This is a genomic window from uncultured Aggregatibacter sp., assembly GCF_938046485.1.
Taxonomy (GTDB): Bacteria; Pseudomonadota; Gammaproteobacteria; order Enterobacterales; family Pasteurellaceae; genus Aggregatibacter.
In genome coordinates this window covers 1-18,963 of the sequence record NZ_CALIWN010000057.1, presented here as the reverse complement: position 1 = coordinate 18,963, position 18,963 = coordinate 1, and the positions used below count along the sequence as shown (strand labels likewise).

Below are 18,963 nucleotides of genomic sequence, written 5' to 3'. Positions count from 1 at the left end.
GCCGATGGTAGTGTGGGAGATTCCCATGTGAGAGTAGGTCACCGCCAAGTTTATTCGTATGAACCCCTGATGTGAGAGCATCGGGGGTTTTTGATTTTTCGGGGAAACTGGGGGATGTAGAACGATTTGGAGAGGGAATCAATCAACATCATCCTCTGATGAGAAAGATGATGTTGAGGTCAAGATTGATTTTACTATTGTTCTAATAACGTCTTAAATGCACTCGACATTTCCGTGCGGTAGCCTTTACCTTCTTTAATGATCATAAATATTGCCAAATTTTCTTGTTCAGCAATCTCCATGGCTTTTTTTTCTCCAAGAACAAATAACCCTGTAGAAAGGCCATCTGCGGTCATGGAGCTGGGCGCTAAAACAGTTATTGAGGCGAGCGCGTGTTGAATTGGGCGACCGGTATGCGGATCTATTTCATGGGAAAAGCGAATACCATCTTGTTCAAAATAGTTACGATAATTACCGGAAGTTGCCATAGCTAAATCTTTTATACCAATAATTTGCTGAGCAATTTGTGATCCATCGAAACTTGGCCGCTCAATTGCAATTTGCCATGGCTTACCTTCACTGTTATGTCCTTTGGCACGAATTTCCCCACCGATTTCGACCATATAATTTTCTATCTGAAGACTTTCCAAATAATCTGCAACTTGATCAACACCAAATCCTTTAGCGATGGAAGAAAGATCAACGTACAGTTTTGGAATGGCTTTAGTAATGTAAAATTTTCCGGCCTTTTCAGTAAGTGTTAACTTGTCGATACCAACCCAAGCCTGACGTGCTGCAAGTTGTTCTTCTGTGGGTTGTTTTTCTATGCGTTTTTCTGGGCCAAATCCCCAAAGATTGACAACCGGTCCAACGGTAACATCTAAAGCCCCTTGTGTGAGCTTATTAAGCCGAATTGCTTCCTTGATCACTTTGGCTAAATCAGAAGAGATTTCGATTGGTGTTTGAGTTTGTGTATTTTGGTTAAATTGGCTTAGCTCAGAGGTCTTGATATAAGTAGACATTTTAGCATTAACATCCACAAGAATTTTTTCAATATCTTCATGGACTTGTTTAGGCGAAGCTGGAAAATTATTTTTTTCTAAGTATTTGATATGGTAAGTACTTCCCATGGTTTCCCCGGCAAGGGCAACAATTTGTTCAGCTTTTGGGGTTGATAGTGATGTGTTTTCTACCGGTGTTTGTGGTTTATCGCAAGCGGTTAATGTGATAGTCATTGCGGCGAATAATCCATACATAATAGGGGTAAGTTGCATCGTAATCCTCGAGTTGATGATGTTTAGCTCATTTTAGCCAAACAACGTAATGAAAAGTTAAAGATTCTTCGCATTGTACAAGAAGGTGTCTGATTAAGGTAGACTTATCATTGATCATTAAACTTAAAGTATATGAAGTGCGGTTAAAAATGAGGATATTTTTTGCCCGCACTTTATTGAAAAATGTTAAGATAGCGCTCGTTTTGACTACGCTTTTTATGTAACAACTTATGGAAAAAATTATTGTTGATGAAAATCAGTTTTTAAGAACGATTTCACGGATTTCTCATGAGATTATTGAGAAGCATCAAACGCTGGATAATTTAGTGATTGTTGGGATTAAACGCCGTGGTGCCGAAATTGCCGAATTGATCCGGCAAAAGATTATGGTGTTAACACAAGTGGATGTGCCATCGTTTGATTTAGATATTACATTTTATCGTGATGATCTTAGCTTGATAGAAGAGGAAATGTCTCCAATTTATAAAGGCGCATCAATGCAGATGAATATTCAGAATAAAGAGATTATTCTTGTAGATGACGTGCTTTTTACCGGTCGTACTATTCGTGCGGCATTGGATGCATTGACAGATTTTGGACGAGCATCTCGGATTGAGTTAGTCATCTTTGTAGATCGTGGTCACCGTGAATTGCCTATTCGGGCGGATTATGTGGGCAAAAATGTCCCTACCAGCCGTAATGAAAGTATTCAAGTTCGTACAAAACAGTTTGATCAATGTTACGAAGTCGCATTATTGTCTAAATAGCCTTCGTGAACCTTTAAGCCAATTAATACTCTAAACAGCATCATTTAATCTGATTAAGGAATATTACTCTATGAATTTTAAGTCTATTTTTTCTGTTGCGCTGGCTTTCTTTGCTATGGCGACACAGGTGCAAGCCGAAGAAAAAGTGGTGGCAACTGTTAATGGTGTGCCGGTATTGGAAAGTCAAATTAAGCCGATACTCAATAAGAGAACCAGTCGTCAAGCGGCCATTGATAAAGTGATTAATGATATGCTGGTCAATCAAGCGGTAAAAGAGTCCGGTGTTAAAGTCAATGAAGCGAAAATTGATCAGATTATCGAAGGCATTGCTGCGCAAAACGGATTAACGTTTGGTCAGTTGTTGGATGCCCTTGATTATCAAGGGATTAACTACCACGCATATCGCCAACAGATTGCTCAACAAGTGTTAATGGCAGAGGTTCGTAACCATGCTATTAGCCAAAGCGTTGATGTAACGCGTGAGCAAGTGGAAGAACTGGCGGAGAAAATGCAAAAAGAAGCAAAAGCGAAAGGAAAAATGGAAAATGTGAAGGGAACACAATATGAAGTCCGTCATATTTTATTGAAACTAAATCCATTATTAAATGATGCGCAAGCGAAAAAGCAATTAACACAAATTCGAGCGGATATTGTTTCCGGCAAAATGACATTTGCTGAGGCAGCGCTGAAATATTCTAAAGATTATCTATCTGGCGCTAACGGCGGAAATCTAGGTTACGCTTTTCCTGAGACCTATGTTGGCCCATTCAGTCAAGCGATTCGCAGCGCTAAGAAAGGGGTGATCAGTGCGCCGTTTAAAACTGAATTCGGTTGGCATATTTTAGAGGTGACGAATACTCGTCAAGGGGATCGCACCGAAGAAGCGTATCGTCAAAAGGCCTATGAGCAAATCGTGAACCAACAATTGCAAGATTCAGCCCGCGACTGGGTGCAAGCCTTGCGTAAACGTGCCGACATTAAATACTTAAATTAATCATCATCCCGACCCAATGGTCGGGATTTTGCTTTATAATACACCGCACTTTTCGTTATTTTTATAAGATCTTATTCAATGAATTCAAAAAAGCATTTAGGTCATACGGCGCGTAAACGGTTCGGGCAAAATTTCTTGCACGACAACAATGTGATTCAAAATATTGTGGCGGCAATTTATCCGCAAGCCAATCAATTTTTAGTGGAAATCGGTCCCGGGTTGGGCGCATTGACAGAGCCGGTTGCGGAGCAGGTAGATCGCTTGACTGTATTGGAGCTTGACCGTGATTTGGCGGAGCGCTTACGTCACCACCCGTTTTTACATCAAAAACTCAATGTCATCGAAACCGATGCCATGCAGTTTGATTTTTCCTCTCTTTATGAACAAGAACATTTGGCAGAAAAAGGGCAAAAACTGCGCGTGTTTGGTAACTTGCCGTATAACATTTCTACGCCGTTAATGTTCCATTTGTTTAAATATCATCACATTATTCAAGACATGCATTTCATGTTGCAAAAAGAAGTGGTGAAACGCCTATGTGCTGCGCCAAACAGCAAGGCTTACGGAAGATTGACTATCATGGCGCAATATTTCTGCCAAGTGATGCCGGTGTTGGAAGTGCCGCCAAGTGCCTTCAAACCTGCGCCAAAAGTCGATTCTGCTGTAGTTCGCTTAATCCCGCATGCCACACTGCCGCATCCGGTGAAAGATTTGTATTGGCTTAATCGCGTCTGTTCTCAGGCATTTAATCAACGTCGCAAAACGTTGCGTAATGCCTTGTCCGGCTTATTTTTACCGGAAAATCTGACCGCACTTAACATCGATTTAAATGCGCGAGCAGAAAATCTCAGCATTGCTGATTATGCCCGTTTAGCGAACTGGTTGGCGGATAACCCGCCGGCAGAGGTGATCAAAGAGGATGTGGTGGATTCGGAAGAATAAAAAGAGCGGTCAAAAATGGCGACATATTTAGTGGGCGACCTACAAGGTTGTTATGACGAATTGCAGATGTTATTGGATCGAGTGAAATTCGACCCAGCGCAAGATACACTTTATTTAACCGGTGATTTGGTGGCACGGGGCGATAAATCGCTGGAATGTCTGCGTTTCGTTAAATCCTTAGGAACTGCCGCTTACACGGTGTTGGGCAATCACGATTTACATTTAATTTCTACCGCACTTGGCATTAAAAAAATCAAACCTCGTGACCGTGTTGCACCGATTTTTGCCGCACCGGATTTTTTTGAATTAATTCACTGGCTGCGCCAACAACCTTTGTTGATTCACCACGAACAACTGAATTTCGTCATGACGCACGCCGGTATTTCACCCGATTGGGATTTAGCAACCGCCAAAGCCTGCGCCAATGAAGTGGAGAATGTGCTGCGCCATGGCAATTATCGCTATCTCATTGAAAATATGTATTCGGAACAGCCTGATCGTTGGTCGCCGAATTTAAAAGGACTGGATCGTCTGCGTTACATTATTAATGCCTTTACTCGCATGCGTTTTTGCTATCGGGATCATCGCTTAGATTTTACATGTAAACTGCCTATCAAGGATGCACCGGAGAACCTTGCACCCTGGTTTGCCTTAGACAATCCGCTGTATCAAACCGAAAATATTGTTTTTGGCCATTGGGCGAGCTTAGTGGATGAAGTCACGCCACCGAATATTTATGCCCTCGATACCGGTTGCGTTTGGAACAACCGTCTCACAATGTTGCGTTGGGAAGATAAGTGCTATTTCACCCAAAGTGCGGTCAAAAATTACAGTGATTTTTAGTGGTAAGCAGAAGAAAAAAATGTCGCAATAGATAGCGTATATTGCGACATTTTTTATGCATAAATCATTAGTATGCTACAAGTCATAGACGATTATTTTTGTTTCATTAATTTCGTCCAGTTGTAATAACCGTATAACGAGTTCAATAAATAGGCACTATACATTAAATACATGGCTGGGGTTTCCGCCCATAAGGCAATGGAAAGGATATTTAACAAAATCCATAAAAGCCATTGTTCACGGTAGCGTAAAATCATCAATAATTGGGCTGAAACCGTAATTATGGTGGTTAAACCGTCTAATCCTGTGGAGCTGCCGCCTGCCGCATTAAGGGCTTGTACGAACAATAACGTACCGACAATCACTGTGGTGGCAAGGATGAGCCAGCCTTGCAGCGTCAGTGATTTCACAATAACGCTTTCTGCACCGCTCTTTTCTTGTTGCATATGGGTTTTCCACATGAAATAACCGATAAATTGCGCCGGGATATAAACATACAAGACGGTATTCATTTCTCCGATGAAATTCTCGCCCCATGCTACATAGAAGTAAGTGTAGGCAAAAATCAGCCCGAACAGATAATTACTGATTTTCCCTTTACTGACGAACACCACGCAAATCACGCCGGCAATCCCGGAAATCATGGCTAAAGGCGATTGCGGATCTAAGACGAAAGCAACAATTTGCGCCGCAATAAAGAGAAATAGCCAAAACACTTCAAAAGGTTTCCAGTCGGAAAAAAGTTCTTGTTTTAGTTGATGTAAAGACGGTTGTAGATTCATAGTCACCTCACAAATGGGATAAAGTGCGGTCATCTTAGGAAGTATTTTTTAGAATGTAAAGGATTTGCTACGTTTTTGTGTTGCTGATCACAAAAAAGATGTCATCACGTTAAACATGAATGGCATCGTGTCATTTCTTTTTCAGCGTAACAGGGCTAAAATAGCGCCTTTTTATCAGTAGAGAGAACATCATGACTTTTGCGGTTGGGCAGCGTTGGATCAGTGAAACGGAAAATAATTTAGGCTTGGGAGTCATTCGAGCCGTTGATTTTCGGCAAGTGACGATTGATTTTCCTGCGGCACAGGAACAACGTATTTATTCGGTGCAAAATGCGCCGTTAAATCGTGTGCAATTTCGTATCGGTGATTTGATTCAACATGTAGAAGGTTGGCATGGCGAAGTGCTCAATGTGGCGGAAAATAATGGCTTGCTGTTCTATTTGGTACAACAAGAGGGCAAGGAAGACTGTGTCGTCAGTGAAATGGAGCTGGCTCATCGCATTTCTTTTTGCCGACCGCAAGAACGCCTGTTTTCCGCACAGATTGATCGTAACGACCATTTCGTGTTGCGTTACCAAGCGTTGCAATACCAAAAAGCGCAATTTCAATCGCCCTTGCGGGGCTTACGCGGTATCCGCGCCGGGCTGATTCCTCATCAATTACACATTGCGAAAGAAGCCGGGCAGCGTATTGCACCACGCGTGTTGTTGGCCGATGAAGTGGGTTTAGGTAAAACGATTGAAGCCGGCATGATTTTGCAGCAGCAATTATTTGCCGAAAAGGTACGCCGCGTGCTGGTTATTGTGCCGGAAACGTTGCAACATCAATGGTTGGTCGAAATGTTGCGTCGTTTTAATTTGCACTTCTCTCTGTTTGATGAAGAACGTTGTGCTGATTTTGCCGCGACAGAAGAGCAAGAAGAAGTGAATCCGTTTACCACCGAATCCATGATTATTTGTGCCTTGGATTGGCTGGTGCAAATGCCAAAACGGGTACAACAAATCTTGGCGGCCGGTTTTGATATACTGATTGTCGATGAAGTGCATCATTTGGTGTATGACGAAGTCAATCCAAGTTTGGAATATCAGTTAGTGCAACAACTGACACAACAGATTCCCGCCGTGTTATTACTCACCGCCACACCGGAGCAGCTTGGTCAGCAAAGTCATTTTGCCCGTTTGAATTTATTGGACCCACATCGTTTCCATGACTATCAGGCTTTTTTAAAGGAACAGCAAAATTATCAGCCAATTGCTGAAGCCACACAGGCATTACTGGAGAATCGCCCATTAAATGTGGATGAAAAGCGCACGATTTCCTTGTTGTTAGCTAAGTCGATTAATTTTGAAACCGGTAATAAGGCGAAGTTAATTCAACAGCTTATCGACCGCCACGGCACCGGGCGTTTATTGTTCCGTAATACCCGTCAAAGCGTACAAGGCTTCCCGAAAAGGGTGTATCACCCTATTGCCTTATCTCAGCCGAAGCAATATGAAAATGCAGTGAAAACGCTCCTTGCCTTTGGTGAAAATCCGTTGCAATGCGCGCTTTATCCTGAACATTTTCTGCGAGAACTTAACGCCAATACGGCGTGGTGGGAATTTGACCCGCGGGTGCAATGGCTCATCGATTTTTTAAAACAACATCGACAGGAAAAAGTGTTGGTGATTTGTCGTTATGCAGACACGGCAATTCAGCTGGAACAAATTTTGCGTGAAAAAGAAGGCATTCGTAGTGCGGTATTCCACGAAAAAATGTCTATTGTGGAACGCGATCGTGCGGCGGCGTATTTTACTCAACAAGAAAATGGTGCACAGGTGCTACTCAGTTCCGGGATCGGCTCTGAGGGGCGAAACTTCCAATTTGCCTGTCATTTGGTGCTGTTTAATTTGCCGGAAAATCCTGATTTGTTAGAGCAGTGTATCGGGCGTTTGGATCGTATTGGACAAACCCGAGAAATTCAAATTTATCAGCCGTATTTTGCCGACAGTGCGCAAGCCGTGTTGGCTGATTGGTATCACTTGGGCTTAAATGCCTTCAATGAAACCTGTCCGATGGGTGCCTTGTTGTTCGAACAGTTTGCCGAAGCATTGCAAAAAACATTGAAAAATCCGACCGCACTTGACGCTCGTCAGGACTTAATTGAGCGTACTCAAGAGGAAAGGTTACGTCTGAAACAGCTATTGGAACAAGGGCGTGATTTGTTGTTGGAGCTCAACTCTAACGGTGGCGAGGCAGCGAAGCAGCTGGCACAAGACATTGCCGAGCAAGATGGTAGCCCAGAGTTGGTCAATTTTGCCCTGAATCTGTTTGATGTCATCGGCGTGGAACAGGAAGATTTAGGTGAGCAATCTATCGTCATCACGCCCACAGGCACGATGCTTATGCCCGATTTCCCGGGCTTGAAAGAGGAAGGTGTCACGGTCACTTTCGACCGTCAATTGGCGTTGGCACGCGAGGAGTTGGAATTCCTCACGTGGGATCATCCGATGATTTACCACGGCATTGATTTAATCACTTCCGGCGACATTGGAAAAAGCGCCGTAGCGTTGTTGGTGAATAAAAATCTGCCGTCAGGCACGCTGTTACTGGAGTTGGTTTATGTGGTGGAAAGCCAAGCGCCACAAGGGTTACAATTAACCCGCTTTTTACCGCCGACACCGATTCGTCTGTTGCTGGATAATCGTGGTAATGATTTGGCGTCGCAGGTGGCATTTGACACATTACAACGCAAATTGAAGCCGATGGAACGCAATGTGGCGAATAAAATTGTGAAAATGCTGCGTCCGAGCATTGAAGGGCTGATTGCCCAAGGTGAGCGTTTGGTGGTGGCACAAAGTGAGCAGATTATCAATGTCGCACAGCAAGAAGCTGAGCAGCAATTGGATGCAGAACTCAACCGATTAATCGCGTTACAAAAAGTGAATAAAAACATTCGCGCCGATGAAATTCACACGTTAGAACGTCAACGCACTCAAATTTTACAACTGTTACAACAAGCCACCTGGCGTTTAGATTGTTTGCGTGTGATTGTGAGCAATAAGGAATAAATATGGCTCTGATTGAATATAACCCACCGCAGGAACCTTGGCTAGATTTAGTGTATCGCGATGATTACATCGCCGTGGTGAACAAGCCGAGCGGCTTGCTTTCCGTGCCGGGCAATCAGCCGCAATATTACGACAGCGCAATGTCGCGAGTGAAAGAAAAGTACGGTTTTTGTGAACCGGCACATCGTCTTGACATGGCCACCAGCGGCATTTTGTTGTTTGCTTTGAGCAAAGCGGCAGATCGCGAGTTAAAACGCCAATTTCGTGAACGTGAACCGAAAAAATATTATCAGGCATTGGTTTGGGGACATGTGGAACAAGATCATGGGGTCGTGGAGTTGCCGCTGATTTGCGACTGGGAAAATCGCCCACGGCAAAAAATTTGCTTTGAACGAGGCAAAAGAGCGGTCACTTTTTACGATGTTTTACAACGTTATCCCAATAATACGACGCGCGTAAAACTTACGCCGATTACAGGGCGTTCCCATCAATTACGCCTACACATGCTGGCACTTGGGCATCCGATTTTAGGTGATAAATTCTACGCACATCCGCAAGCCAAAGCGTTATCGCCTCGCCTCTGCTTGCACGCGGAAAGCCTGCAGATTCAACATCCGATTACCGGGGAAACGATGGAATTCACCGCGCCCGTTGGTTTTTAAGGTGCTACGGCGTATCGCTTAAGCGCGAGGCTACATCGTGGCGATTAGGGCTGTTTATTTTGGCGTATCTAAAATTTGTGCCACCAGTTTTAAGTAGCTGATGGCTAATGATCGTTGTGTGACACCTACATCAAATATCGCATCTTCGGTTAATATGCCACAAGGTATCTCCCCCGGGATTTCACCTTGTTCATAAGCTTGATAGTCTTGTCGCCAGTCGCCGTCAAAATAATAATGTTCCAGCCGAGTTATCGTTGGTAACATCTGTTGCCATTTCTCTAAAAATTGTTCCGCCTCAAGTAAGAAGGCTTCCGATTGACCTAGAAAGGTTTCCATTTCTTGAATTTGTTCTAACCGTTTTTGGGGTAACATAATCGCTTCCTTATTGCTTGAATAGGTATAAAACCTAGTCTAACCTGTGTCAGTCATTGTAGAATGACACCTTGAGATACGCTGCACAGAACGTATTCTATAATGCGGTTCAGGAAAGACCAAAGTGCGGTGTCTATTTTTATCGTTTATGGAGCGAATATGAAATTATTCTTAGTGACTTTTGGGATTTTCATCCTGATTATTTTGGCCATGGCATTGGGCTATATTGTGAAACGCCAAGCGCTGAAAGGCAGTTGTGGCGGTTTATCTTCCCTAGGCATTGCAAAGGCCTGCGACTGTGATAAGCCTTGCGATACGCTCCAAGAAAAATTGGATGCAGGCGATGAAAATGCTAAGGCAGAATATGAACAAAAATTTGCGCAAAAAGAGAAAGCTCAATTTTACGAAGTGAAGTAGTTCCATTTAACGTTGTGATGAGAGAACAGTATGCCCTATGTCAATATTAAAGTGACCGGTGGTACAGAGGCGCCGACAGCTAAACAAAAAGCAGAGTTAATTGAAGGTGTCACCCATTTATTACAGAAAGTGTTAAACAAAAATCCCGAAACGACAGTGGTGATTATTGATGAAGTTGATATGGATAACTGGGGGATTGGAGGGAAAACGCTAACTTCTCGACGTTCAATGAAGTGATCATGCCGTAACCTGTATGAAAGTGCCCGAAATTGTCGGGCATTTTTACTCTTACTTGATTTGCGGTAGAATGCCAAATTATTTATTTAGTGGAACGTTTATTACTAAACTATGAAATCACAAACCTACGAAAAACATTTCCCGAAACTCTCTGCTGAACAACTTGCCGAAAATGCCACGAAAAAAGTCATTTGTGGCATGTCAGGCGGGGTAGATTCCTCTGTGTCTGCTTTTATTCTGCAACAACAAGGCTATCAAGTGGAAGGCTTGTTTATGAAGAATTGGGAAGAGGATGACGACACCGATTATTGTACAGCTGCCGCGGACTTAGCTGACGCTCAAGCTGTGTGCGACAAGCTTGGCATTAAGCTGCATAAAATCAATTTTGCGGCAGAGTATTGGGATAATGTATTTGAACATTTCCTTAACGAATACAAGGCTGGTCGTACTCCGAATCCGGATATTCTGTGTAACAAAGAAATTAAATTTAAAGCCTTTTTAGAATATGCCGCAGAAGATTTAGGCGCGAACTATATCGCTACCGGGCATTATGTTCGTCGCCGCGGTGCGGATGATAAGGCACAATTATTGCGTGGTTTGGATGCCAACAAAGATCAAAGCTATTTTTTATATACATTGAGCAGTAAGCAAGTGGGACAAAGTCTGTTTCCTGTTGGCGACATTGAAAAACCGATTGTACGTGCGATTGCCGAAGATTTAGATTTGATCACGGCGAAGAAAAAAGATTCTACCGGTATTTGTTTTATCGGCGAACGTAAGTTTAAGGATTTCTTAGCCCGTTACTTGCCGGCGCAACCGGGCAACATTCGCACGGTAGAGGGTGACATTATTGGTCGCCACGATGGTTTGATGTATCACACATTGGGTCAACGCAAAGGCTTGGGCATTGGTGGCGTGAAGGGGGCTGGTGAAGAAGCTTGGTATGTGGTGGAAAAGGATCTGGTCAATAACGAGTTAATTGTGGCGCAAGGACATGATCACTCCGCGTTACTTTCTACCGGCTTAATCGCACAACAATTGCATTGGGTCGATCGTCAACCGATTCGTGAACCGTTGCGTTGTACAGTGAAAACCCGTTATCGCCAAACGGATGTGCCTTGTACGGTTGAGCCTATTGATGACGAAAGTATTAAAGTCATTTTTGATGAGCCGCAAATTGCCGTCACACCGGGGCAATCAGCCGTCTTCTATTTGGATGAAGTTTGCCTTGGCGGTGGCATTATCGAGCAACAGTTGAAGTAATCATATCGTTAACTTTTCTTCTGACACATCGGGCAATAAAAGCTGTTTCGTTGCCCGATGATTAAACTTTCAATTTTTGTACCACATTTTGGACAAGGTTTACCTTTGTTGCCATAAACCAGTAATTCTTGCGCAAAATAACCCGGCCGGCCATCAGGTTGTAAGAAATCTTTGAGTGTCGTTCCGCCTTGTTCAATGGCTTTGGCTAACACGGATTTGATGGTATCTACCAAACGTTCACACTGTTTTCGGGTGAGATTCGCAGCAAGTTTTAACGGATGTAATCCGCACAAGAACAAACTTTCATTCGCATAAATATTACCAACGCCCACCACCACAGCGTTATCCATTAAAAAGGTCTTAAGTGCGGTCGTTTTTTTGCGAGATTTTTTGAAAAGATAGTCTGCGTTAAATTCCTCTGATAGCGGTTCCGGCCCCAGTTTTAAAAACAAATGAAACTCGTCCAATTTTTCCGTCCACAACCAAGCGCCAAAACGGCGCGGATCGTTATAACGCAATAATCGACCATTATTCAGCACAATATCTAGGTGATCATGTTTATCTATCGGGCTGTCATGCGGTACGATTCTTACGGTTCCTGACATCCCTAAGTGCCCGATGATATAACCTTGTTCGGTATGAATGATAAGGTATTTGGCGCGGCGGCTCAGATCCAGAATTTTTACTTGATGCAATGTCGCTAATTCCGGTGATACCACCCAACGGAGTTTAGGCTGACGTACCTCGATTTTTTCAATCACGTAATCTTTCAAATAAGGGCTCACGCCACGCAGTGCGGTTTCGACTTCAGGTAGTTCAGGCATTCTCTTTCTCCGATAGCCACTGGATATAAAAAAACCCGAACAATGTCGGGTTTTTCAATTCGTGCAAAATTATTTGATTTTTGCCTCTTTATAAATAACGTGTTTACGCACAACTGGATCAAATTTTTTGATTTCCATTTTTTCAGGCATATTACGTTTATTTTTATCAGTTGTGTAGAAATGACCGGTTTCTGCGGTAGAAACTAAACGGATTTTCTCACGAGCACCTTTTGCTGCCATTTGTTAGCTCCTTAGATTTTCTCGCCACGAGCACGGATTTCAGCTAAAACTGCATCAATGCCTTTTTTATCAATAATACGCATACCTTTTGCAGTTAAGCGTAATGTTACGAAACGGTTTTCACTTTCAACCCAGAAACGGTGTGTGTGAAGGTTAGGAAGAAAACGACGACGAGTCGCGTTCATTGCGTGAGAGCGGTTGTTACCCACTGCCGGACGCTTGCCTGTTACTTGACAGACTCTAGACATATTAATCTCCAATAATGAAATTTAAGCTCGAGCTTACGGTTCGGAATACTTCAAAAATAACTTTTGAATGACCTCGTCAGGTCGTATAACCCGACCCGCATACTATATTAAAGGTCGTGCATTATACTCACTTTATATTGCATTCTCAAGCCTAAATCCTGAATTTGCTGACATTAAAACTAAAATTTATCCAAAAGTGCGGTGCGTTTTAGAGAAGATTTTGTTCCGCAAAGGAAAAATAATCGCCTTTACCAATCACAAAATGATCCAGTACTCGAATTTCCACCAACTCCGCCGCTTGTTTGATAGTCTCCGTAATTTGTCGGTCGGAAAAGCTTGGCTCCGCTACGCCGGAAGGATGATTATGTGCCAAAATAATCGCCGCCGCATTACAAGCCAACGCTTCCTTGATGACTTCGCGCGGATACACCATCGCTTTATTAATTGTACCGAGAAACAAGCGCTCCTGTTTAATCAGACGATGTTGGTTATCCAAGAACAGCACTAAAAAAATCTCTCGTTCCGTATTTTCCAACTCTGTTTGTAAGTACATTTTCACTGTCTCTGACGAGCTAAAACAATACCCTTCTTTAAGTTCCGCCAATAAATAACGACGAGTCATTTCCGTGCAAGCTTGCAACTGAATAAACTGCGTAATGCCAATGCCTTTCACTGCACAAAACTGCTCTTGATTAGCACTAATGAGCCCTCGCAACGAGCCAAAATGTTGTAGTACATTTTTCGATAGCTGCATCACCGGACAATCTTTAATCCCCGTACGCAAAAAAATGGCCAAAAGTTCAGCATCTGTCAGTGTGGCGACGCCATATTTTAAGAGCTTTTCCCTTGGCATTAAGGCCTCATCCATTTCTTTAACCTCGCAAAAAATAACAGATTCGTTATTCATTCATACAAGGCGTTAAAACCCAAACAGCGGACTTTAAAAGTGGAATCCTGATCGCAAAATAAGATTTTTGATTAAATCATAATTCAAGTAGAATAAGCGGATTCATCTCCGAGTCAGTCAATTCATGGGATTCAAGCATGATTAATCTAGAAAATAAACGCATTGTTGTGGGCATTACCGGCGGCATTGCCGCGTACAAAACCATCGAATTAATTCGTTTATTACGCAAAGCCAACGCACAGGTTCGCGTGGTGCTCACGCCTGCCGCTGCAGAATTTGTGACTCCACTCACCTTGCAAGCGATTTCCGGCAATGCCGTGGCACAATCGTTATTGGATCCGCAAGCAGAACTGGCGATGGGACATATTGAATTGGCGAAATGGGCGGATGTCGTATTAATCGCGCCAGCCAGTGCCGATTTTATTGCGCGCTTAACTGTCGGGATGGCGAACGATTTACTTTCCACGATTTGCCTTGCCACCAGTGCACCGATTTTTCTTGCGCCGGCGATGAATCAGCAAATGTATCGCCAAGCCATAACACAGCAAAATCTGACCGCACTTTTAAGCCGTGGCATACAACTTATCGGCCCGAACAGTGGCGAACAAGCCTGTGGTGACGTGGGTGCAGGGCGGATGTCTGAACCTTCTGAAATTTTCACCGCACTTTGCCATCATTTTACTGTGCAGCAAGATTTACTCGGCATCCATGTTGCCATTACAGCAGGCCCAACACGCGAGGCCATCGATCCGGTGCGTTACATTTCCAATCACAGCTCCGGTAAAATGGGCTTTGCCATTGCAGAGGCTTTTGCCAAACGTGGCGCACAGGTGACGCTAATTGCCGGCCCGGTGAATCTGACCGCCTCTCCCAACATCCAGCGTATTAATGTCACTTCTGCGCAAGAAATGTGGCAAACCGCCTTAGAAAGTGCGGTCAAAAATCACATTTTTATTGGTTGTGCTGCGGTGGCGGATTACCGTATTGCGGATATCGCTGATCAAAAAATCAAAAAATCGGCTGAAGAAATGACGTTAAAGCTCGTTAAAAATCCGGACATTATCGCGGATGTGGCGCATCTTACGGAAAAGCGCCCTTTCACTATTGGGTTTGCGGCTGAAACGCAGAATGTTGTCGATTACGCGAAAGATAAATTGACGCGCAAAAATTTGGATATGATTTGTGCCAATGACGTTTCCGGCGGGCAAGTGTTCGGACAAGATCACAATGCGCTACACCTCTTTTGGAAGAATGGCGAAAAAGCCTTGCCGCAGGCGGATAAAAATACATTGGCAGAAGCATTAGTTAGTGAAATTATGGCGCGTTACCGTCAATAAAAAAACACAGCAAAAACCAACCGCACTTTATCAAAAAGATTTCGTTAAAGGAAAAGATCACAATGAAAAAAATTGACGTTAAAATTTTAGATAGCCGTCTTGGCAGCGAATTTCCTTTGCCAACGTATGCTACTGAAGGATCAGCCGGTTTGGATTTACGTGCACTTCTAGACAATGGCATTGAAATCCAACCGGGTGAAACCCAATTAATTCCAACGGGGCTTTCTATTTATATTGCTGATCCGAATTTAGCCGCAGTCATTTTACCGCGCTCCGGTTTAGGCCATAAACACGGCATTGTGTTGGGTAATTTAGTCGGTTTAATCGATTCTGATTATCAAGGTCCGCTCATGGTTTCCGTGTGGAATCGTGGCAATGAACAGTTCAAAATTGAAGTAGGCGATCGCATCGCGCAATTAGTCTTCGTGCCCGTTGTGCAAGCGGAATTTAATATCGTCAACGAATTTAATGCCACAGAACGCGGCGAAGGCGGTTTCGGCCATTCAGGTAAACACTAATGGAACAAACCAATAAACGTAGTATTAAAGAACGCCGCCAACAAGTGTTGACGGTGCTTACGCATATGTTGCATTCCGAACGCGGCATGGAGCGTATGACAACGGCGCGTTTAGCCGCGGAAGTGGGGGTATCAGAAGCGGCGTTATACCGTTATTACCCGAGCAAAACCAAGATTTTTGAAGCCTTAATTGAGAATATCGAAAGCACATTGCTGAATCGCATTTCACAATCTATCAAAAATGAAACCAACACCATGCAACGGGTAAAAGATATCCTGCAGATGATCTTGGATTTTGCCCGTAAAAACCCCGGTTTGACCCGTGTGTTAACAGGCCATGCGTTGATGTTTGAAGATGCCAAACTACAAGCCCGCGTTGCCACCTTTTTTGACAGGCTGGAATTGCAGTTTGTGAATATTCTGCAAATGCGAAAATTGCGCGAAGGACGCGGATTTAACGTGGACGAACGCATTATCGCCGCACACCTCGTCACCCTCTGTGAAGGGCAGTTTATGCGCTATGTGCGTTCCAACTTCCGACACACACCAAATCAAGGGTTTAGCCAGCAATGGCAGCTCATTGAAAGCTTATTTGCATAATTTATTTATTTAGGTAATATGTCGTGATTATTCCTTGGCAAGAACTGGCGGAAGACACTTTAATTAACATTGTGGAAAGCGTCATTTTACGTGAAGGAACCGATTATGGTTCACATGAACAGACTTTCGAACAAAAAAAGAAAGCGCTACTGAACAGAATCCGCCAAGGACGTGCGGTGATCGTTTGGTCTGAACTACATGAATCTATTGATATAAAAGATAAAACGGATTTTTTTAGATAAACTTTTTAGTTTTTCATAATTAGATGGAGGTTTTACGTGCAGGAACAGGACGCACAAGCCACACAACCGACGGATCCGATGCTGGAGTGGTTTTTATCACATTGCCACATCAAAAAATATGCAGCGAAAAGCATACTGATTAACGCCGGAGAAGAAGCGGATACGTTGTATTACATCATTAGCGGTTCGGTTTCCGTCATGGTAAAGGATGAAGACGGCAGGGAAATGATTTTGACCTATTTAGGCAAGGGCGAGTTCTTTGGTGAGGCAGGATTATTTGAAGATGGTCAACTGCGTTCTGCATGGGTTAAAGCAAAGACCGCTTGTGAGGTTGCTGAAATTTCCTATCGGAAATTTCGTCAATTAATTCAAGTTAGCCCCGATATTTTAATGTATCTGACCGCACAATTAGCCCATCGCTTACAACGAACATCACGGCAAGTCAGCAATCTAGCTTTCTTAGATGTCACCGGGCGTATTGCGCAGACCTTGTTAAATTTAGCCAAAATGCCGGACGCCATGACGCATCCGGACGGGATGCAAATTAAAATTACCCGTCAGGAAATCGGACAGATGGTGGGATGCTCCCGTGAGACAGTGGGGCGTATTATGAGAATGTTAGAAGAGCAACATTTGATTACAGCCCATGGTAAAACAATCGTGATTCATGGGACTCGATAGAAATAGAAAGAAAAACGACCGCACTTTATGTCTTGCTGAATTAAGTGCGGTTTCTTTTTGCCTTATTTTCGCAGTTTGACTAACTCGACTTCATGATTAGCGCCTTTCTTTAAGATGAGATTGGCACGTTCACGCGTCGGCAAAATATTTTCTCTTAAATTTAATCCATTAATGTCATCCCAAATACGACTGGCCGTTGCAATGGCTTCTTGTTCGGAAAGATTGGCATAATGTTTAAAATAGGAATTCGGGTTAGAAAACGCACTTTGTCGGAATTTTAAGAATCGACGGATATACCATTCTTTTAATAAGCTTTCTTCTGCGTCCACATAAATCGAAAAATCCACAAAATCTGAAACGAAGGTTTGATTTGCACGATTATCATTGGGTTGGAGGACGTTGAGCCCTTCTAATATCAGAATATCCGGTTGATCAATAACATTAAACTGTTCAGGAATAATGTCATAAGTTAAATGAGAATAAATCGGTGCTTTCACATGATGTTTACCGGATTTGATATCAGCTAAGAAATGAATTAATTTTGGTGTATCGTAAGAAATCGGAAAACCTTTCTTTTGTAATAGTTGATGCTTTTGTAAATAAGAAAGCGGATGCAAAAAACCATCGGTAGTAATTAAATCCACTTTCCGTTCACTCGGCCAATGGCTAAGAAGAGATTGTAAAATGCGTGCCGAGGTGCTTTTGCCTACGGCAACACTGCCGGCAATACTGATGATATAGGGTACTTTGGGGCTTTCTCCGCCAAGAAAGCGATGAAGAACATTCTGGCGACGAATGTTTTCTTCTATATAGTAGTTAATCAGGCGGGTGAGTGGCAGGTAAATTGTACGTACTTCATCCAGCGACAATTCTTCATTAAAACCCAGTAGCGGTTTAAGATCTTGCTCGGTCAATTTTAATGGCACGGATTTGCGTAAGGCAGCCCAATGCTGTCGTTCAAAGGATAAAAAGGGGGTTAATTTGTCTGAAAAAGTGTCAGAAATTGGAGATTTCACGATTAAATTGCGCTTCCATTGAGTAAAATAATGGGTGAAATATACCTTATAAATGAAAGGATGCGCAGTAAAAATTTAGTTGTGCTTATAAATTACGCAAATCAGTATTCTCTTTTGTTTGATAATTAAACGAATAATTAAAAAAAAACGATTTATAAAAAAAAAGACTTGTCAGGTATAAAAAAATCCCTATAATACGCCTCACTTGTTCACGAGGCCGACTTAGCTCAGTAGGTAGAGCAACTGACTTGTAATCAGTAGGTCATCAGTTCGATTCCGATAGTCGGCACCATTATCTCGTGTGATAAGCCCCAAATTAGCGTGGAGGGATTCCCGAGCGGCCAAAGGGAGCAGACTGTAAATCTGCCGGCTCAGCCTTCGAAGGTTCGAATCCTTCTCCCTCCACCATTTCTAAGCGACTGATGGGACAGATGAATTAAGAACGGCGGGCATCGTATAATGGCTATTACCTTAGCCTTCCAAGCTAATGACGCGGGTTCGATTCCCGCTGCCCGCTCCAAGCGCTGATATAGCTCAGTTGGTAGAGCGCACCCTTGGTAAGGGTGAGGTCGGCAGTTCGAATCTGCCTATCAGCACCACTTCTTAATAATCTCTCCATTACAAATTTTAATACTTTGGTTAATCTGGTAAATTGAACCATCGATAACCGTGTTTGTTTAGAGGGACAATCAATGTCTAAAGAAAAATTTGAACGTACAAAACCGCACGTTAACGTGGGTACAATCGG

At 43.1% G+C, this 18,963-nt stretch carries 22 protein-coding genes and 4 tRNA genes; 18 read left to right on the top strand and 8 right to left on the bottom strand.

The genetic code is table 11. The features are described 5' to 3' along the window. Positions 1-194: 194 nt before the first annotated feature. Positions 195-1,274 (bottom strand): FAD:protein FMN transferase, encoded by a 1,080-nt coding sequence (locus tag Q0203_RS07540; RefSeq protein ID WP_297931041.1) that lies wholly within the window; start codon positions 1,272-1,274, stop codon positions 195-197. 230 nt (positions 1,275-1,504) lie between these two features. Here Q0203_RS07540 and pyrR point away from each other — a divergent pair, with 230 nt between their 5' ends. The 4 genes from pyrR (at position 1,505) to apaH (ending at position 4,820) form a co-directional block, all read left to right on the top strand. Further along, on the top strand, positions 1,505-2,041 hold the full coding sequence (gene pyrR, locus Q0203_RS07535) for a bifunctional pyr operon transcriptional regulator/uracil phosphoribosyltransferase PyrR (protein WP_297931038.1): 537 nt from the start codon (positions 1,505-1,507) through the stop codon (positions 2,039-2,041). Between the two features lie 70 nt (positions 2,042-2,111). Next, positions 2,112-3,035: a peptidylprolyl isomerase gene (locus tag Q0203_RS07530; protein ID WP_297931035.1), complete on the top strand. Its 924-nt coding sequence runs from the start codon at positions 2,112-2,114 to the stop codon at positions 3,033-3,035. A gap of 78 nt (positions 3,036-3,113) precedes the next feature. Beyond that, positions 3,114-3,977, top strand: coding sequence for a 16S rRNA (adenine(1518)-N(6)/adenine(1519)-N(6))-dimethyltransferase RsmA (rsmA, locus tag Q0203_RS07525; protein ID WP_297931033.1), 864 nt, complete (start codon positions 3,114-3,116; stop codon positions 3,975-3,977). A 15-nt stretch (positions 3,978-3,992) separates the two neighbouring features. Further along, positions 3,993-4,820, top strand: a complete 828-nt coding sequence (gene apaH / locus Q0203_RS07520; protein WP_297931030.1) for a bis(5'-nucleosyl)-tetraphosphatase (symmetrical) ApaH — start codon at positions 3,993-3,995, stop codon at positions 4,818-4,820. Between the two features lie 92 nt (positions 4,821-4,912). Here apaH and pnuC read toward each other — a convergent pair whose 3' ends face one another. Then, positions 4,913-5,602: a nicotinamide riboside transporter PnuC gene (gene pnuC / locus Q0203_RS07515; protein WP_297931027.1), complete on the bottom strand. Its 690-nt coding sequence runs from the start codon at positions 5,600-5,602 to the stop codon at positions 4,913-4,915. 191 nt (positions 5,603-5,793) lie between these two features. Between pnuC and rapA the strand changes: the two genes are divergently transcribed. Next, positions 5,794-8,652 carry an RNA polymerase-associated protein RapA gene (gene rapA / locus Q0203_RS07510; protein WP_297931023.1) on the top strand — a complete coding sequence of 953 codons (2,859 nt, stop codon included), beginning with the start codon at positions 5,794-5,796 and terminating at the stop codon, positions 8,650-8,652. A gap of 2 nt (positions 8,653-8,654) precedes the next feature. Continuing rightward, on the top strand, positions 8,655-9,314 hold the full coding sequence (rluA, locus tag Q0203_RS07505; RefSeq protein WP_295975404.1) for a bifunctional tRNA pseudouridine(32) synthase/23S rRNA pseudouridine(746) synthase RluA: 660 nt from the start codon (positions 8,655-8,657) through the stop codon (positions 9,312-9,314). 54 nt (positions 9,315-9,368) lie between these two features. Here rluA and Q0203_RS07500 read toward each other — a convergent pair whose 3' ends face one another. After that, entirely contained in the window at positions 9,369-9,686 is a 318-nt protein-coding gene (locus Q0203_RS07500; RefSeq protein WP_297931020.1) for a DUF4298 domain-containing protein, read from the bottom strand. A gap of 159 nt (positions 9,687-9,845) precedes the next feature. On the opposite strand from Q0203_RS07500, the gene nqrM reads away from it, so the two are divergent. The 3 genes from nqrM to mnmA all read left to right on the top strand — a co-directional run bounded on the left by nqrM (position 9,846) and on the right by mnmA (position 11,603). Next, a complete protein-coding gene (nqrM, locus tag Q0203_RS07495) occupies positions 9,846-10,103 on the top strand; it encodes a (Na+)-NQR maturation NqrM (protein ID WP_006719419.1) in 258 nt (85 codons plus the stop codon). Positions 10,104-10,133: 30 nt separating this feature from the next. Further along, a complete protein-coding gene (locus Q0203_RS07490) occupies positions 10,134-10,340 on the top strand; it encodes a 4-oxalocrotonate tautomerase family protein (RefSeq protein ID WP_297931016.1) in 207 nt (68 codons plus the stop codon). 111 nt (positions 10,341-10,451) lie between these two features. Next, positions 10,452-11,603, top strand: coding sequence for a tRNA 2-thiouridine(34) synthase MnmA (gene mnmA, locus Q0203_RS07485; RefSeq protein WP_297931013.1), 1,152 nt, complete (start codon positions 10,452-10,454; stop codon positions 11,601-11,603). An 8-nt stretch (positions 11,604-11,611) separates the two neighbouring features. Here mnmA and mutM read toward each other — a convergent pair whose 3' ends face one another. The 4 genes from mutM to radC form a co-directional block, all read right to left on the bottom strand. Next, entirely contained in the window at positions 11,612-12,427 is an 816-nt protein-coding gene (mutM, locus tag Q0203_RS07480; RefSeq protein WP_297931009.1) for a bifunctional DNA-formamidopyrimidine glycosylase/DNA-(apurinic or apyrimidinic site) lyase, read from the bottom strand. A 69-nt stretch (positions 12,428-12,496) separates the two neighbouring features. Beyond that, positions 12,497-12,667, bottom strand: coding sequence for a 50S ribosomal protein L33 (gene rpmG, locus Q0203_RS07475; RefSeq protein WP_005613503.1), 171 nt, complete (start codon positions 12,665-12,667; stop codon positions 12,497-12,499). An 11-nt stretch (positions 12,668-12,678) separates the two neighbouring features. After that, a complete protein-coding gene (gene rpmB, locus Q0203_RS07470; RefSeq protein ID WP_005542826.1) occupies positions 12,679-12,915 on the bottom strand; it encodes a 50S ribosomal protein L28 in 237 nt (78 codons plus the stop codon). A gap of 208 nt (positions 12,916-13,123) precedes the next feature. After that, positions 13,124-13,783 (bottom strand): DNA repair protein RadC, encoded by a 660-nt coding sequence (radC, locus tag Q0203_RS07465; protein WP_297931004.1) that lies wholly within the window; start codon positions 13,781-13,783, stop codon positions 13,124-13,126. Positions 13,784-13,959: 176 nt separating this feature from the next. Between radC and coaBC the strand changes: the two genes are divergently transcribed. The 5 genes from coaBC (at position 13,960) to crp (ending at position 17,199) form a co-directional block, all read left to right on the top strand. Continuing rightward, positions 13,960-15,159 (top strand): bifunctional phosphopantothenoylcysteine decarboxylase/phosphopantothenate--cysteine ligase CoaBC, encoded by a 1,200-nt coding sequence (gene coaBC, locus Q0203_RS07460; RefSeq protein ID WP_297931001.1) that lies wholly within the window; start codon positions 13,960-13,962, stop codon positions 15,157-15,159. A 62-nt stretch (positions 15,160-15,221) separates the two neighbouring features. After that, positions 15,222-15,677 carry a dUTP diphosphatase gene (gene dut, locus Q0203_RS07455; RefSeq protein ID WP_297930998.1) on the top strand — a complete coding sequence of 152 codons (456 nt, stop codon included), beginning with the start codon at positions 15,222-15,224 and terminating at the stop codon, positions 15,675-15,677. Beyond that, positions 15,677-16,276, top strand: a complete 600-nt coding sequence (gene slmA / locus Q0203_RS07450) for a nucleoid occlusion factor SlmA (protein ID WP_006716723.1) — start codon at positions 15,677-15,679, stop codon at positions 16,274-16,276. Before dut ends, slmA begins: the two co-directional genes overlap by 1 nt. Before the next feature lie 23 nt (positions 16,277-16,299). Next, positions 16,300-16,518 carry a YheU family protein gene (locus tag Q0203_RS07445; RefSeq protein WP_297930994.1) on the top strand — a complete coding sequence of 73 codons (219 nt, stop codon included), beginning with the start codon at positions 16,300-16,302 and terminating at the stop codon, positions 16,516-16,518. 36 nt (positions 16,519-16,554) lie between these two features. Continuing rightward, positions 16,555-17,199: a cAMP-activated global transcriptional regulator CRP gene (gene crp / locus Q0203_RS07440; RefSeq protein WP_021615125.1), complete on the top strand. Its 645-nt coding sequence runs from the start codon at positions 16,555-16,557 to the stop codon at positions 17,197-17,199. A gap of 62 nt (positions 17,200-17,261) precedes the next feature. Here the strand turns inward: crp and coaA are convergent, their stop codons facing one another. After that, positions 17,262-18,215, bottom strand: a complete 954-nt coding sequence (coaA, locus tag Q0203_RS07435; RefSeq protein ID WP_297930989.1) for a type I pantothenate kinase — start codon at positions 18,213-18,215, stop codon at positions 17,262-17,264. Positions 18,216-18,431: 216 nt separating this feature from the next. Here coaA and Q0203_RS07430 point away from each other — a divergent pair. From Q0203_RS07430 to Q0203_RS07415, 4 genes are all read left to right on the top strand, one after another. After that, positions 18,432-18,507: transfer RNA gene (locus Q0203_RS07430), tRNA-Thr, on the top strand. 31 nt (positions 18,508-18,538) lie between these two features. Further along, positions 18,539-18,623 (top strand) — tRNA-Tyr (locus Q0203_RS07425). A gap of 37 nt (positions 18,624-18,660) precedes the next feature. Beyond that, positions 18,661-18,735: transfer RNA gene (locus Q0203_RS07420), tRNA-Gly, on the top strand. Positions 18,736-18,738: 3 nt separating this feature from the next. Beyond that, a tRNA-Thr gene (locus Q0203_RS07415) sits at positions 18,739-18,814 on the top strand. Positions 18,815-18,963 lie beyond the last annotated feature (149 nt).